Annotated in this window: 16 protein-coding genes; 13 read left to right on the top strand and 3 right to left on the bottom strand. The window is 33.0% G+C overall.

The window, feature by feature from the left end:
• Nucleotides 1-216: 216 nt before the first annotated feature.
• From FLACHUCJ7_RS20485 to FLACHUCJ7_RS20495, 3 genes are all read right to left on the bottom strand, one after another.
• Nucleotides 217-846: a hypothetical protein gene (locus tag FLACHUCJ7_RS20485; RefSeq protein WP_180910253.1), complete on the bottom strand. Its 630-nt coding sequence runs from the start codon at nucleotides 844-846 to the stop codon at nucleotides 217-219.
• A gap of 1,098 nt (nucleotides 847-1,944) precedes the next feature.
• Nucleotides 1,945-2,577 (bottom strand): tetratricopeptide repeat protein, encoded by a 633-nt coding sequence (locus tag FLACHUCJ7_RS20490; protein WP_180910254.1) that lies wholly within the window; start codon nucleotides 2,575-2,577, stop codon nucleotides 1,945-1,947.
• A 670-nt stretch (nucleotides 2,578-3,247) separates the two neighbouring features.
• Nucleotides 3,248-4,057, bottom strand: coding sequence for an XRE family transcriptional regulator (locus tag FLACHUCJ7_RS20495; RefSeq protein ID WP_180910255.1), 810 nt, complete (start codon nucleotides 4,055-4,057; stop codon nucleotides 3,248-3,250).
• 56 nt (nucleotides 4,058-4,113) lie between these two features.
• Between FLACHUCJ7_RS20495 and FLACHUCJ7_RS20500 the strand changes: the two genes are divergently transcribed.
• The 13 genes from FLACHUCJ7_RS20500 to FLACHUCJ7_RS20560 all read left to right on the top strand — a co-directional run bounded on the left by FLACHUCJ7_RS20500 (nucleotide 4,114) and on the right by FLACHUCJ7_RS20560 (nucleotide 12,586).
• Nucleotides 4,114-4,347 (top strand): hypothetical protein, encoded by a 234-nt coding sequence (locus FLACHUCJ7_RS20500; RefSeq protein ID WP_031457072.1) that lies wholly within the window; start codon nucleotides 4,114-4,116, stop codon nucleotides 4,345-4,347.
• Between the two features lie 115 nt (nucleotides 4,348-4,462).
• Nucleotides 4,463-6,304 (top strand): hypothetical protein, encoded by a 1,842-nt coding sequence (locus FLACHUCJ7_RS20505; protein ID WP_180910256.1) that lies wholly within the window; start codon nucleotides 4,463-4,465, stop codon nucleotides 6,302-6,304.
• Between the two features lie 41 nt (nucleotides 6,305-6,345).
• A complete protein-coding gene (locus FLACHUCJ7_RS20510) occupies nucleotides 6,346-7,191 on the top strand; it encodes an AAA family ATPase (protein WP_180910257.1) in 846 nt (281 codons plus the stop codon).
• On the top strand, nucleotides 7,191-7,634 hold the full coding sequence (locus FLACHUCJ7_RS20515) for a helix-turn-helix domain-containing protein (RefSeq protein WP_180910258.1): 444 nt from the start codon (nucleotides 7,191-7,193) through the stop codon (nucleotides 7,632-7,634). Before FLACHUCJ7_RS20510 ends, FLACHUCJ7_RS20515 begins: the two co-directional genes overlap by 1 nt.
• A complete protein-coding gene (locus tag FLACHUCJ7_RS20520; RefSeq protein ID WP_180910259.1) occupies nucleotides 7,615-8,253 on the top strand; it encodes an ATP-binding protein in 639 nt (212 codons plus the stop codon). The genes FLACHUCJ7_RS20515 and FLACHUCJ7_RS20520 overlap by 20 nt, the downstream gene beginning before the upstream one ends.
• Nucleotides 8,254-8,265: 12 nt before the next feature.
• Nucleotides 8,266-8,634, top strand: coding sequence for a hypothetical protein (locus FLACHUCJ7_RS20525; RefSeq protein ID WP_180910260.1), 369 nt, complete (start codon nucleotides 8,266-8,268; stop codon nucleotides 8,632-8,634).
• A 126-nt stretch (nucleotides 8,635-8,760) separates the two neighbouring features.
• Nucleotides 8,761-9,093 (top strand): hypothetical protein, encoded by a 333-nt coding sequence (locus FLACHUCJ7_RS20530; RefSeq protein ID WP_078226433.1) that lies wholly within the window; start codon nucleotides 8,761-8,763, stop codon nucleotides 9,091-9,093.
• A gap of 19 nt (nucleotides 9,094-9,112) precedes the next feature.
• Nucleotides 9,113-9,820: a DUF3164 family protein gene (locus FLACHUCJ7_RS20535; protein WP_078226434.1), complete on the top strand. Its 708-nt coding sequence runs from the start codon at nucleotides 9,113-9,115 to the stop codon at nucleotides 9,818-9,820.
• 212 nt (nucleotides 9,821-10,032) lie between these two features.
• On the top strand, nucleotides 10,033-10,476 hold the full coding sequence (locus FLACHUCJ7_RS20540) for a hypothetical protein (RefSeq protein ID WP_180910261.1): 444 nt from the start codon (nucleotides 10,033-10,035) through the stop codon (nucleotides 10,474-10,476).
• Nucleotides 10,477-10,596: 120 nt separating this feature from the next.
• Complete coding sequence (locus FLACHUCJ7_RS20545; RefSeq protein WP_078226436.1) at nucleotides 10,597-10,929, top strand: hypothetical protein; 333 nt, start codon at nucleotides 10,597-10,599, stop codon at nucleotides 10,927-10,929.
• Nucleotides 10,929-11,237: a DUF4406 domain-containing protein gene (locus tag FLACHUCJ7_RS20550; RefSeq protein WP_180910262.1), complete on the top strand. Its 309-nt coding sequence runs from the start codon at nucleotides 10,929-10,931 to the stop codon at nucleotides 11,235-11,237. The genes FLACHUCJ7_RS20545 and FLACHUCJ7_RS20550 overlap by 1 nt, the downstream gene beginning before the upstream one ends.
• Nucleotides 11,238-11,239: 2 nt before the next feature.
• Nucleotides 11,240-11,674, top strand: a complete 435-nt coding sequence (locus tag FLACHUCJ7_RS20555; RefSeq protein ID WP_180910263.1) for a hypothetical protein — start codon at nucleotides 11,240-11,242, stop codon at nucleotides 11,672-11,674.
• A 345-nt stretch (nucleotides 11,675-12,019) separates the two neighbouring features.
• Nucleotides 12,020-12,586 carry an HAD family hydrolase gene (locus FLACHUCJ7_RS20560; RefSeq protein WP_180910264.1) on the top strand — a complete coding sequence of 189 codons (567 nt, stop codon included), beginning with the start codon at nucleotides 12,020-12,022 and terminating at the stop codon, nucleotides 12,584-12,586.
• Nucleotides 12,587-12,791 lie beyond the last annotated feature (205 nt).

A 12,791-nucleotide genomic window follows, 5' to 3' on the forward strand; every position in this document is an offset into this window, starting at 1 on the left:
CCAATTTTCCGCTTTCCAATATTTAGTTTTCCAATTTCGGCTGTCAATTAGTTTTCGGTTTCCGCTTTCCAATTTGGGAGCAATCACGCACAACGTTCTGGCGCTTTGAGATGGTGGGGAGTTCGTAAACTGGTACTTTCTATTTAACTTAAACATGATGCGAAACGGCAATTCCACTAAAACCCCACTAGATCAAAACGCCTGTTAGCGGCTGGCTTATTCTATAATACGATTAGTGTTTCTAAATGCGGAAACTACTTCAGGATATTGTTTTAAATTGCACAAAATTGGTTTCCATTTTTCATATCCGTCATTTTGCCTAATAACAAAGTTTTTGTCATGGATAGTAACAATTTTATGATCAAAGTAATCATAGCCAATATAATTCCAATTATAAATATTTGAAGAAATATTACTTCTAAAATATCCTGTTAAGTAAGGTTGTCTGTTAACACAGATAACAAATTGAATTCCATCTTTCATGTTTGGTTTCAGGTGAGTTATTCTATTTCTACCAATTTCTGATAGTATTAATTCACTTTTCTTAAGATTTAATTTTAGAATGTCTTCGTCTGCTACTAATGGTTTTGCTTCAATATTTCCTTTCTTTACAGTAAACTTTCCGCCAAAAATTAATTGTTTTGATATCGAATCATAATTGCAATCTTTTATGTTTTCTAAATTCTTATCGTATTTGATGTTTTTAAGTTTTACATATTCTAATACAGGAATTCCTTCAGTTGTTCTGACTCTTTTTTTTAATAAGTAAATCTCAATCTTTTCTTCATGATTTTCACAAGAGAATAGGAGAGAAGAGAATAGTAAAATCGAAAGAATCTTCTTCATTTTTGTGTTGTTAAAAGCTTGCCGCTAACGTTCTCGCGCTACAAGCAGTTTGGGACTAAATCAGCGTTATCTTTCGGATTTGCCAAATCTTTCAAATACAAACCAATTTTTCCATTAAGCCAAATACCCAAATTGCTTGTAGCGTGTGTTACTGGCTGGTTATTTTGTCGAAATTACAATTAAACCGCAAATTTTTCACGCTTCTGTTGGCAAAATCCAACTTTCACGTTTCTGCTTTTCGGCTCGTAATTTTCGGCTTATTATTTTCAATTATTTACTTTTAATTTCTGCGCTAAACTTTTCAAGTTTCTACTGGCAGATTCCGACTTTCACGCTTCTGCTTTTCAGATTCCAATTTTCAAGTTTCTGTTGGCAAGTTCCTATTTTCACGCTTCAGTTTTTCGTCTGTTTATTTTCAGATTCCAACTTTCCAACTTCTGCTGGTGATTCCAATTTTCACGCTTCTGCTTTGTAAACTTTTTGCGGAAACAATGTTTATTCCAAATCGAAATTACCTGCGTAATTTCGGCATAACTAGCCAGTAACGTTCCTGCGCCTCTAGCTGTTTGCAGCTTATGAAACAGAGTATTTTCGGCTAAACGAAAATAGGAATTAAAAACGATAATTCCACTAAAGTTGCAAATAGCTAGAGACGTATGTTGTGCGAGGTTGCGACACGTAAAGTGAGCAAGTTCTGAAAATCGACAACAGTTCGGTTATGCGGTTTCAATGTTATTTTCTGCTTTCAGATTTCGATTTTCCAGGTTCCAATTTTTCGGCTTTAGTTTGTCAAAATCCAGCTTTAAAGTTCTGATTTTCAGATTCAAAATTTTCAAATTTCGGTTCGTCAAAATCTAGCTTTCAAGTTTCTGCTTTTTAGATTCCAATTTTCCGCTTTCCAATATTTAGTTTTCCAATTTCGGCTCTCAATTAGTTTTCGGTTTTCCGCTTTCCAATTTGGGAGCAATCACGCACAACGTTCCCGCGCTACGAGCAGTTTGGGACTAAATTAAGCCCATTATTCGGATTGGACAAATGATCCCAAATACAATCCGATTTTTCCATTAAACCTAATACCCAAATTGCTTGTAGCGTGTGTTAGTGGCTGTTTTTATTATTCAGTTTTTCTTCACTTTCCAGATTTACTTTTTCAGCGAATTCTATTATTTCGTCATTTTTAGAAATTTTTAAAGCTTCGTTTGAGTATTTTAATCCATTTTCATAATCACCTAAATTGTTATATGCAATTGCTAAATTTATGAATAAAATCGATTTGGTTCGTAGGTTCTTATTAGTTGCAAACTTCAATCCTTTTTTCAATATATCTCTAGCTTTTTCATAGTCTTTAATGCTCATATAATTTCCACCTAAATTCACGTAAGTTTCAATGTACGTACTATCAATAGTTAAGATATTTAATGAAATTTCATTTGATTTTTCAGTATTTCCTAATCTTAATTCTGCTTGTGCAATTGCATTAAGTATTGTTGGATTTTTACTTTCTATTTTATCCGCTTCAACAAATTTTTCTTTTGCTAAATCAAATTTTTCATTTTCAACATTTTCTAAACCTTCGGTGAATACTTTTTGTGCGGATTTATTTTTTATTCCTAAGTTATTGTAAAACAAAACATCTTTTGTGTTCTGTTTGTATTTCATTTCATTTTTGTCTTTGTCTTTGCAGGAAATAAATATTAAGAGAATTATTAAAAGATATAAACTGGTTTTCATTATGTTGATTTTATTTGATTCGGTGTCAAAATAGCCACTAACTCGTTTATATGCGAATAAATTTAACCCGTTTTACTCTGAATGGGTATGTTATACGCATGTTTTGGTTTGTTTTTTTGCGTTTTATTGCAATACAAAAATAAAATTATTTCTTACATATTATAACACGAATAACCAAAAGTATTAATACACTAATCAAAAAGAACCTGAAAACCCCAATAAAATCACCTATTCGAGGAGGGACGCCCTGAATGCAACTACAATCGAAAAGTAATTAAGTTTTTATTAAAGGTCTTTCAAATGTCATTTATTAAAGGCTTTAAATGCTAATACTATTTTGTTAGATTGGTGCTCCCAAAAACTACCTGAAAAGCCTTAAAAACAACGATTTTGATTACTCTTAATACCGTTTAAAACATCTTTTAAACGGTTTTTTTATGCCTCAAAGTAACCAGATCAAAACTTATTGAAATACGAACAAAAAAAAATTGCGGTTAGTTTTGGGGTTAGTGTTGCAGTTAGATAAAAAGATAAAAAAATACCCATCAAGTACCATGTATTCCAAAAAATAGACAAGTTATGGTTATTAAAGTATCTATGTGCGTAGGGATAATACCAAAATGATAAAAGTAAAAATGAAGTTATGTTGTTGATTTTTATATTGTTGTGTTTAAAATGATCGCTTTATCACATGAAATATCTGTATTATATCATTAAGTGAGCAGTCAAAAGGTTTGGAAAGGGGATTTCTTGAAGATAAAGTGATTTTACCATTGTCTTTTAATTCGGTGATATCTTTGTGCCAAATTCCTTTCTTTGAGATGATTACAAATCCGTATCGTGTTTTGTGAAATCCGTTTAACCATAAATGTTTTCCTACTTCCCTCCCTAATATGTCGGCGCCAGAGGGAGTGTCGAACCCGCCATTATTCCACATGCTGTCACCAATAGATTCAAAGCCAACATAATTGCCCCGGCCAATGTGGTCAACCTTAAATGCCATTGTAGAAAATTCTTCTTTTAAGATAACTTCGTCATGGTAAGATTCTACATATGAGGCATATGCGTTAAAAGGAACTTTGATAACCTCAATTCTAATTGTGCCATCTGAATAGATATAATATTTATTTCCGTTGGAATTGAATAGTACTTCAGGTTCTTGAGAATCATCGAAAAGCTTTGCTTCATTTAGAAATAAATTAGTGTCATTAGTCTGAATATTTAAATCTGTGTCAGATGGATGAGGATCCGTGTTTTTTTCCATGTCACCTTCTCCAGTAATCACCCATTCTATATTAATATCTGGGTAGGTAGACAAAAGAGTATCTAAAAAATCAGAATTTACTGTAGTGTATTTGTGCTTGCCTTTGAAATTTCCATAGGTCATACCCAAATCTTCAATAAATTTTTCCTTTACAAGCCCTTTGTATTCAGCGTATTGCAATATTCGTTCTTTAATTGGAGTTATTATTCTATCCATTAAGTGTAAATTAGTTATTATTTTAACTATCTTTGTCGCGACAATAAGACAAAACTATGGAGAAAAATAGTAATGTCCTAACAAACGGACAAAAAACTCAAGAAGAAATTAGCCTATTAGAAGAAAGATTGCAATACGGAGATTATACAACTCTCGGATTAGCACTTAGTTGTACTCCTGATACGGGTAAAAAAAGATTCAAACGTGGAAATATCGAAGCGTTTTTGGCATTGGATAAAATAATCACCTCCCGAGAAGAATTAGTTAAGGATTTACAAAAAAAGAAATAATTCGGATTCTATGTTTGAGTATCAACACAACAAGTTATGTGTAGTAAGCTCATGGCTTTATTCTGAGGGAATAATGACCGAGTCGAACTACAAATACTTGTGTTCAGCCGGAAAAATGAAAAAAGTAACCATTGGTGGTAATGGTCGAAAGGCATTGGTCGCTTATGAATCTATTCCTGACCGTTTTAAAAAGATAATTCGTGAAAAAGGTATTGATCCTTACGCATCAGTAAAAAACATTGTCTTTGGTGATTATATGGAATGGGATCATAAAGCTGAACAATACTTTAGAGATTATCTTTTAGATAATGGTTTGCATTTGCCTGAGGAAAAACAGAAAGAGTACACCCATCAGGCAATTATGTTCAATGCTGTCAAACATATTGCAACAAATGTAGTAGTTCAAAAACGTTTTGGAGGTAAAAAACAAATGTGGGAAAGAATGTTAGAAGCAATTAGCAATTTGCCTGAAACGTGGATGCATACCCGTTATAAAAACGTGGTTTCATTTAAACGTGCTATTCAAAAATATGAACATGATGGTTATAGGGCTATCGTTTCGGGGAAATGGTTAAACTCAAATCCTTCTAAAATTGTCGAGGATATAGCCGATTTTATCCTTTCACAGTATTGCCTTCCTGTAAAGTACACAATTAGCGAGGTTTTGAAAATTTACGAATCAGTTCGCGAATCTAAAGGATGGAAAACTTTATCAGAAAGAGCAATCGGTGCATGGCTCGATAAAACAGAGCAAAAACGTATTTGGATGTTGGCCCGTGACGGTAAGGATGAGTATATGAAACATTTTGGCCATACAGTTACACGTAAACGTTCAGAATGGTTTCCAAATGCATGGTGGGCGATTGACGGTACTAAACTGGATTTGGTTCATTTTGCCAACAACAAGCAAAGAATGGCTGCCGAATTAAAAATAAATGTTGTTTTTGATGTGTATAGCGAAAAAATTATTGGTTGGGATATAGCCTATTCTGAAAATCACGCATCGCACTTTAGAGCTATTAAAATGGCTGTTAATGAATCAGGTTGCCGTCCGTTTCTGTTCACCTATGATAAACAATCTGGTCACACTTCGAACCGCATGCAGAATTTATACGATAAGCTTCCTGCGAAAGGTGGTGCACATTATAGCCATAAAGCAGGCAGAAAGTCTAGCCCGGCAGAACAAATCTTTAACAGGTTACAACAGCAAGTTATATCTAAAATGTGGTTTTCGGACAAACAAAGCATCAAAGTAAGAACAGCAACCAATAAGCCTAACACTGACTTTATTGTAGAGTACAAGAATGCATTGCCAACCGTTGACGAATTCAATAAAATATTCACAGCATTAATTAATAAATGGAATGCAGGAAAACAAGAAGATTGGGAATACAGCCGAACTGAAATGTATAATCAGGAAACTGAACACCGTGAAGAAATCAACATTATGGATCAGCTTTCAATGTTTTGGATTGATGAAACGAAAGTTAAAAAATACTATGCTCACGGAATGCCTCTTACGGTTGAAGGTAAAGACTATCTCTACGAAGTGTATGATGAAACCAATAATGTTGATTTGAATTTTAGACAGAAATATGTTGGGGAAAGTTTAATTGTTCGATATGACCCTGAACGACTGGATGAGTTTGTCGGATTGTATGAATTGACACCTTCAGGAGAAAAAAGATTTGTAGCCTATGCACAATCAAAACGAATGCATGAATCAATTCCGGTTCTAATGAAAGGTAATTCAAAGGCATTATTACTCCAGGATGTTTCTGTTCGGGATCAGGAATTAAAACGAGATCATGAGGCATACGAAAGATTAATTCAGCGTACAGGTATTAACAGAGAAAGCCTAATCGAAGAACAGCAATTGATGGTTAAGTTTCAGGGGCACTTACCAAAAGAAGAACAAATGGCAACTGATTCAAACGGCTTTTATTCCAGATTTTAAACTCTTTAAATAATATTTAAACTCTTATTAAACCTATAAAAATGACACATCAGGACAAAATTCAAATCGTAGAAGTATTAGAAAAATTTATTATACAAAAAGGTTCAGCAAATAAAGTTGCTGCCGACATGCCGGGAGTATCACCTGCTACATTATCACAAATGAGAAATCACAATTGGGATTTAATTGCTGCTGAAATGTGGCGAAGAGTTGCCAAATATGTTGGCCTTTCTGCTAATGAGTGGAATTATGCAGAAACTCGTAATTCGAAAGATTTGTTACAATTCTTTAGCGAAAGTCAACAGTTTTCAATGGTAATGGCTATCACAGGTAAAGCAGGATCGGGAAAAACAGAAACGGCCAAAAAATACGAATCAGACAATAAAAATACCTTTTTATTGTCTTGTAACGAATATTGGGACAAACGCTGGTTTTTGCGTGAATTGTTGGGAAAAATGGGTAAAGAGTATGCTGGTTCAACAATGCCAGAAATGATGTATAAAGTGGTTTTGCATTTAAAATCTTTAGAATCTCCAATGATCATTTTAGATGAAGCTGATAAACTGGCTGATAATGTGCTTCTGTTTTTCATTACTCTTTATAACGAGCTTGAAAATCATTGTGGTATTGTTCTTATGGCAACACACTTCCTTGAAAAAAGAATTAGGAGAGGTATAGCAACAGAAAAGAAAGGGTATCGAGAAATCTACAGTCGTGTAGGGCTAAGATTTATTGAACTTGAAAACACAAGCTACAGTGATGTTCAAAATATATGTGTTGCAAATGGTTTAGAGGATACCTTAATGATTCGAACCATATCAAAAGACTGCGAAGGCGATGTAAGACGAGTCAGAAGATTGATTTATGCACACAAAAGAGCATCATAATGGATTTTCGCTATCACCCTATAATAGAAGATCTCAAAATCAATGAAAATGGTACAGAGATATACTACAATGATGTTTTATTAAAACCTTTTGAAAACGATAAAACCAGGAAAAATCCAACACTAAAGGTAAACTTTCTCAATAAAGCCCATTCAGTAACAAAATTGATTTGTGAGGCATGGAACGGTTTGAGAGAGCATTCCGGACAACGAGTAAGTAAAATAAATCAGTTTTCTGACAATCATTATTCAAATTTAGAATGGAAAGAAGGTGCTTCAAGTGGTGTGGGTAATTGGAAACAGAAGTTAAAACATGAGGACATTCCCAAAATCATCGAATTGCTGCAAGTAGGAAAATCCAAAACACAAATAGCCCGCATGTTCAATGTAGATGATGTAACTATTTTGAGAAATATAAAAAAGCATGACAAAGAAAATCAATAGAGCCTACTCTGTATCAAACGTTCTTTCAAAAAAATTCAATCCCTTAGAATTTACTGGCGAATGGAAAAATACATTAGGAACACCCGATAAAGCTTTTTCGGCAATCATATTTGGCGGTTCTGGTCAGGGTAAAACAGAAGCAGCAATAAAATTTGCAAAGTACCTGACCAATTTTGGCAAAGTTGCCTATGATTCTTTAGAGCAAGGATTATCTGCAACAATTCAAAACGCACTTGTCAGAAATCACATGGATACTTGCGGAAATTCTTTTATCCTGCTTGATCGTGAGCCATTTGATGAATTGATTATCAGAATGAGTAAACCAAAATCACCAGACTTTCTTTTTGTCGATTCGGTTCAATACACAAGGATTAACAAAGTACAGTATTATCAACTAAAAGAACTGATGTTAAAGAAAGGAAAAGGTATTGTTTGGATTTCGCAGGCAAAGGGAAAAGAGCCTAAAGGTGCCTTGGCAGACGATATAAGATATGATGTTGATTTGAAATTATGGGTTGAGGGATTTAAGTTATTCCCTGATGGAAGGTTAAACGGTGGTGGTGAAGATTTTGCCATTTTTCCGGAGAGAGCAGCAAAATACTGGAGAGAAATTATTTAAACGTCAAAAAACATGAATAACAAAAACAAAATTATCGATCATTTACAGTTAACATCAGCGCAATATGATGAAAGATTATTTCAAATATTTTGGTGTTGGTGTCAAAAATTTGGCAAAACTATAAATCATTCACAACAGTTATTAGCCAATCATGGCATTGCTAAATGGTGGTATGCAGAGTATGAAAAAATAGAAGCAAGGTTTATTGAAGCAATGCCTCATTTGCCGCTACACACCAATAGTTTAGAATATCACTATTTCGGTTTTATCGATCAAATGAATACGATTTATCCAAAACCTTTAATAGATGCTATTTCAGTAAGTGTACAAAAAGAAGAAATTAAAATTACTAAAACACTACCTACTTATTATGCGAACTAAAAACCAATTAAAAAACAAAAAGGCTGAATTAGAACAATGGTTAACCGACAATCCTAACCATCCAGACAGGATAAAGATTCAATCAGATTTAAACAATGTTATTAACAAACTCTTAGAAAAAGAAAAATGATAAACTCAAACATTAGCGACCAAGAAGCCAAAGCGCGCTTAGATTTTTTAGACATCATAAATTCATTTTTGTTTGAGGATGTCCCCGTAAAGATTAAAGGCGAAATCCAATACCGAAAACGAGGGATCCTCACAGATGGTGAAAAAATTTGCTTAAGTCAGGAACGAGCTGCAATAAGGGATTTCCTTTCATATAAAAAAGGTGAGATTGATAAAAAGCAAGTTCGAAATTATAAGGTTTCGGATAAAATAGAAGATAAAATAAATACCTGTGTAATTATTATCAAGCAAACCAACTGGCTAAAAACCTTTAAGAGACAATACTATTAATCATTAAAAAAATATCATTATGAATACTCAAACATTATCAAATCAAAGTTTAAACCTATTGGATTTATCTAATTATAGCCCGGAACAGTTAAGAGCTGCACTTGCGAAAGCAGAATCAAGGAAAGAAGAAGATCGTACAGCCTATAAGGAAATAGTGGAGCAAACAGTGCCTAAAGCTGTTCATCTATTGTTGCAAGCTTCAGATCTTCTTTCAATAGCTAAAACAGAAGCTTTTAAATACTTCGAAAATGTTTTAAAACTTAAAGCTGATGTATATGGTGTAAAGGAGAAACAAATGACACATACTTTTTCTTATGAAAAAGGAGAGATTACCATTGGCTATCGAATTAATGATGCCTGGGACGATACTGTAAATGCCGGAATTGCCAAAGTTGAAAAATTCATTTCATCATTAGCGAAAGACAAAGAAACAGCTGCATTGGTAAGAATGGTATTCAATTTATTGAAAAAAGATGCAAAAGGTAATTTAAAAAGTAACCGTGTTTTAGAGCTTCAAAAATTAACAAAGGACTTTAATAGCGAAGAATTTACAGATGGTGTTGATATAATTTCCAAAGCTTATAAACCTAAAAAATCAGTTTGGTTTTGTGAAGCAGCCGTGATAAATGATGACGGAACAAAAACAGCAGTACCGCTTTCATTAAGTGCTGTTGATTTTACAAAAAACTACAAATTCAATTTTTACAATGAACCAGTCAAATCTTAGTACAATTATAGTATTGGTTATTGTACTCATCATAACCAACCGAAAGGAAATAGCTACTTTTAACGAATGGCTGCAATTTAGGATTAAAACACTTCTTAAACAGAATTTCGGCAAGTAGTTCAGTTTACCGGATATGATCAAACGTTTTGTATCCGGTATCAATATTACCATAATCAGTAATAATCTCAACTATTACACAAATCAGTCATATTATGGAAACTTCAACCACTCCAATTGTTACAATGGCAACATCAGAGCAAAAACGATTAATTGCCATACACACACCCAATAAAGATACAAAGGAAGAATGGGTGCAATGGGCTACGGCAGATGAAAAAAGGACCTCTACAAATGATTTGACTTTCGACCAGGCGAATAGGATTTTAAAACAGCTTGGTTTAAAAGAACATGTAAAAGATCTATGGTCAAAATTTGACAAAAAAAATGCCCAGCACATGTCAATTTTAGCAATTCTAAGGACAGCACAATGGACTAAAAAAGTGAATGGAAAAGAGGTTGCAGATCTTGACGTTTTAGATCATTTTTTAAAAACAAAATCGCCTGTTAAAAAGCCATTAAAGAAAATGAACTACGAAGAAACCAGTAAAGTTATTCACTCACTTAACCAATCAGTAAAATGGATATTCAGCAAATAAATTGTTCCCACAGAGAAAAGAAAATCAAAGTGTTAGATGCTGTATGCGGATGCGAAACAACAGTAATTGTTTGCTGTGATTGCGAAAAAGAATTAACAGAACCTAAAACCGAATGCTAAAATGCAAATAGATCTAAAACTTCCACCAGAAACATTTGTAATAATAGCGGCGACCCTACAGCCTGTTTACAACACCAACCCTATAACAAGAAAGGAGAAATCAATGTTTTCAATTGCTTTAGATATTACTAATAAAATGGATTCAAAAACAGGATTTCTTAAAAAACAATCCACCTTGTTTGATAGTAAAAAGAAATTAAAAATAACATTCAAACATCACGAAGCCGATATGTTAGAAATCATATTACTGGATCAGATTAAATATGTTGAAGATAAATATATAAGGCTTCAAATTCAAAACACAATTGACCTGTTAAATCAAAAATTAGCATAATGAATCAAACCATATACATTGCCGGAAAAGTAACCGGAGAGTTGCCAGAACCAACAACAGATAAATTTAAAAAAAAGCAAATCGAACTAGAAGCAAAAGGATTCGATGTTGTGAATCCAATAGAAGTAGTGAATAATGTTAATGAGAATTGGCACACTGCTATGGAAATGTGTTTGCAAGCTTTAGAGTCTTGTGATGCTATTTTTATGGTGCCGTGTTATGTTGAAAGCAAAGGAGCAAAAATAGAGCTTAAAACAGCTAAAGAAATGGGTATTCAGATCTACTACAATTTAGAAGAAATTATATAAAAATGAGCCTTGTTAGAACCTACACCGTAAAAATGCAGTCGGGCGATATATGGCAGTTTAAATACAATTTAAACGGTATTTTAATCTTCTTTAATGTACTGGAAGGAAACCTAACTCCAAAACAAGAAAAGTTTCTTTATCTGGATGGTAAATTTCCATGGAAAGAAGAGCATATAAAAGCCTGGTCGAAACTTTATAAAACTACAACTGTAGAAGTTGGTGAGCCCGATTTATCCTTCGCTGCATTCTGGAAATTATATCCATCAAATCCACTTTCAAAGAAGAAACTTGCAAATGAAAGATTCCTTAAATTAAAGGAGGCTGATAAAATAAAGATCTTCTTAAAAACCCCCGAATTTATAAAAGAAAAAATTAAGCAAAACTCGCCCTTTCCTTATGCTGAAGTATATATAAATCAGCGCTGGTGGGACCAGTAATTTGATTATCGCAAGAAAAAGAAACGGCTCATTAATGAGCCGTTTCTTTTTCTTGCCAGTTTAAAAATTAATGGAATTATTGTTTGTTAAGTTTTCAATCTGATATTTTAAATCAGCTAAAATTAACTGATTTGAACAGAAAGTTTCTTCCATAAATGCAAAAACACAGAACAAGCATCAAATAATTTTGGCAGTAATTACTTATTTTTTATATGTTTGTTTTTTAAACGAGCTAATGAGGTTTAAATATGAAAAATTAAAGAACCCCAAAGCTGCAGGATTATAATGCTATTGGTGTAATTATCATTCAACTAATTTTTATTTATAAATAATTCAATTCTCAAAATGAAAAAACTACTATTGCTTACTTATTTGTTGTTATCAATTTCGGCACAATCTCAGGAAGTATCACCCTACTATCCGGCAAAGCATGTTGTAGATAGAGCTTCTACTTTTACAAGTCAAATAACTTATTTTGATATGAATTACATTACAAATAATATCAGTGAGTTTCTTAAGTATAGAATGAGTATGGTTGTGACAAAAAGCGATGATAGTAAATTGCTTTATGATGGCGGATCTTACACAATAACCTACACTGACAGATTAGCGCAGTCCGGATATAAAATCCTTGTTTTTAATTACAGCATTGGAAAAGTTGACGATATTTATACAATTAAATCTTTGAAAATTACAGGGGCAGAAGACCGTCTTATTCCTTTCTTTGTTAATTTTTGGCAAACAACTAAAAACTTTACAGCTCCTGCAGGTAATTCGGATGTATCACTTTTGACAGGTCAGGATGTTGCAAAATTTTATTTTAACAAAGGCAAACCCTATATAATGGTTACAAATAATACCTTTAAATCAATAGAAGAATTTAAAGCATATTTCCAAAAACTAAAAGGTTAGAAATCCAAAAGCCACTGTAAAAAGTGGTTTTTTTATGGCTTCAAATCATGTTTTAAAATAGGAATAAATAAAGCTCCAAACTACAGGATCATAATCCTACTTGGTCTAATTATCATTCAACTAATTTTTATTTATAAATAATTCAATTCTCAAAATGAAAAAACTACTATTGCTTACTTATTTGTTGTTATCAATTTCGGCACAA

This window comes from Flavobacterium salmonis (assembly GCF_903819435.1).
Taxonomy (GTDB): Bacteria; Bacteroidota; Bacteroidia; order Flavobacteriales; family Flavobacteriaceae; genus Flavobacterium; species Flavobacterium chungangense.

Coding starts and splice junctions, on each gene's coding strand:
- FLACHUCJ7_RS20485 (WP_180910253.1), bottom strand. CDS start 846: ATGAAGAAGATTCTTTCGATTTTACTATTCTCTTCTCTCCTATTCTCT.
- FLACHUCJ7_RS20490 (WP_180910254.1), bottom strand. CDS start 2,577: ATGAAAACCAGTTTATATCTTTTAATAATTCTCTTAATATTTATTTCC.
- FLACHUCJ7_RS20495 (WP_180910255.1), bottom strand. CDS start 4,057: ATGGATAGAATAATAACTCCAATTAAAGAACGAATATTGCAATACGCT.
- FLACHUCJ7_RS20500 (WP_031457072.1), top strand. CDS start 4,114: ATGGAGAAAAATAGTAATGTCCTAACAAACGGACAAAAAACTCAAGAA.
- FLACHUCJ7_RS20505 (WP_180910256.1), top strand. CDS start 4,463: ATGAAAAAAGTAACCATTGGTGGTAATGGTCGAAAGGCATTGGTCGCT.
- FLACHUCJ7_RS20510 (WP_180910257.1), top strand. CDS start 6,346: ATGACACATCAGGACAAAATTCAAATCGTAGAAGTATTAGAAAAATTT.
- FLACHUCJ7_RS20515 (WP_180910258.1), top strand. CDS start 7,191: ATGGATTTTCGCTATCACCCTATAATAGAAGATCTCAAAATCAATGAA.
- FLACHUCJ7_RS20520 (WP_180910259.1), top strand. CDS start 7,615: ATGACAAAGAAAATCAATAGAGCCTACTCTGTATCAAACGTTCTTTCA.
- FLACHUCJ7_RS20525 (WP_180910260.1), top strand. CDS start 8,266: ATGAATAACAAAAACAAAATTATCGATCATTTACAGTTAACATCAGCG.
- FLACHUCJ7_RS20530 (WP_078226433.1), top strand. CDS start 8,761: ATGATAAACTCAAACATTAGCGACCAAGAAGCCAAAGCGCGCTTAGAT.
- FLACHUCJ7_RS20535 (WP_078226434.1), top strand. CDS start 9,113: ATGAATACTCAAACATTATCAAATCAAAGTTTAAACCTATTGGATTTA.
- FLACHUCJ7_RS20540 (WP_180910261.1), top strand. CDS start 10,033: ATGGAAACTTCAACCACTCCAATTGTTACAATGGCAACATCAGAGCAA.
- FLACHUCJ7_RS20545 (WP_078226436.1), top strand. CDS start 10,597: ATGCAAATAGATCTAAAACTTCCACCAGAAACATTTGTAATAATAGCG.
- FLACHUCJ7_RS20550 (WP_180910262.1), top strand. CDS start 10,929: ATGAATCAAACCATATACATTGCCGGAAAAGTAACCGGAGAGTTGCCA.
- FLACHUCJ7_RS20555 (WP_180910263.1), top strand. CDS start 11,240: ATGAGCCTTGTTAGAACCTACACCGTAAAAATGCAGTCGGGCGATATA.
- FLACHUCJ7_RS20560 (WP_180910264.1), top strand. CDS start 12,020: ATGAAAAAACTACTATTGCTTACTTATTTGTTGTTATCAATTTCGGCA.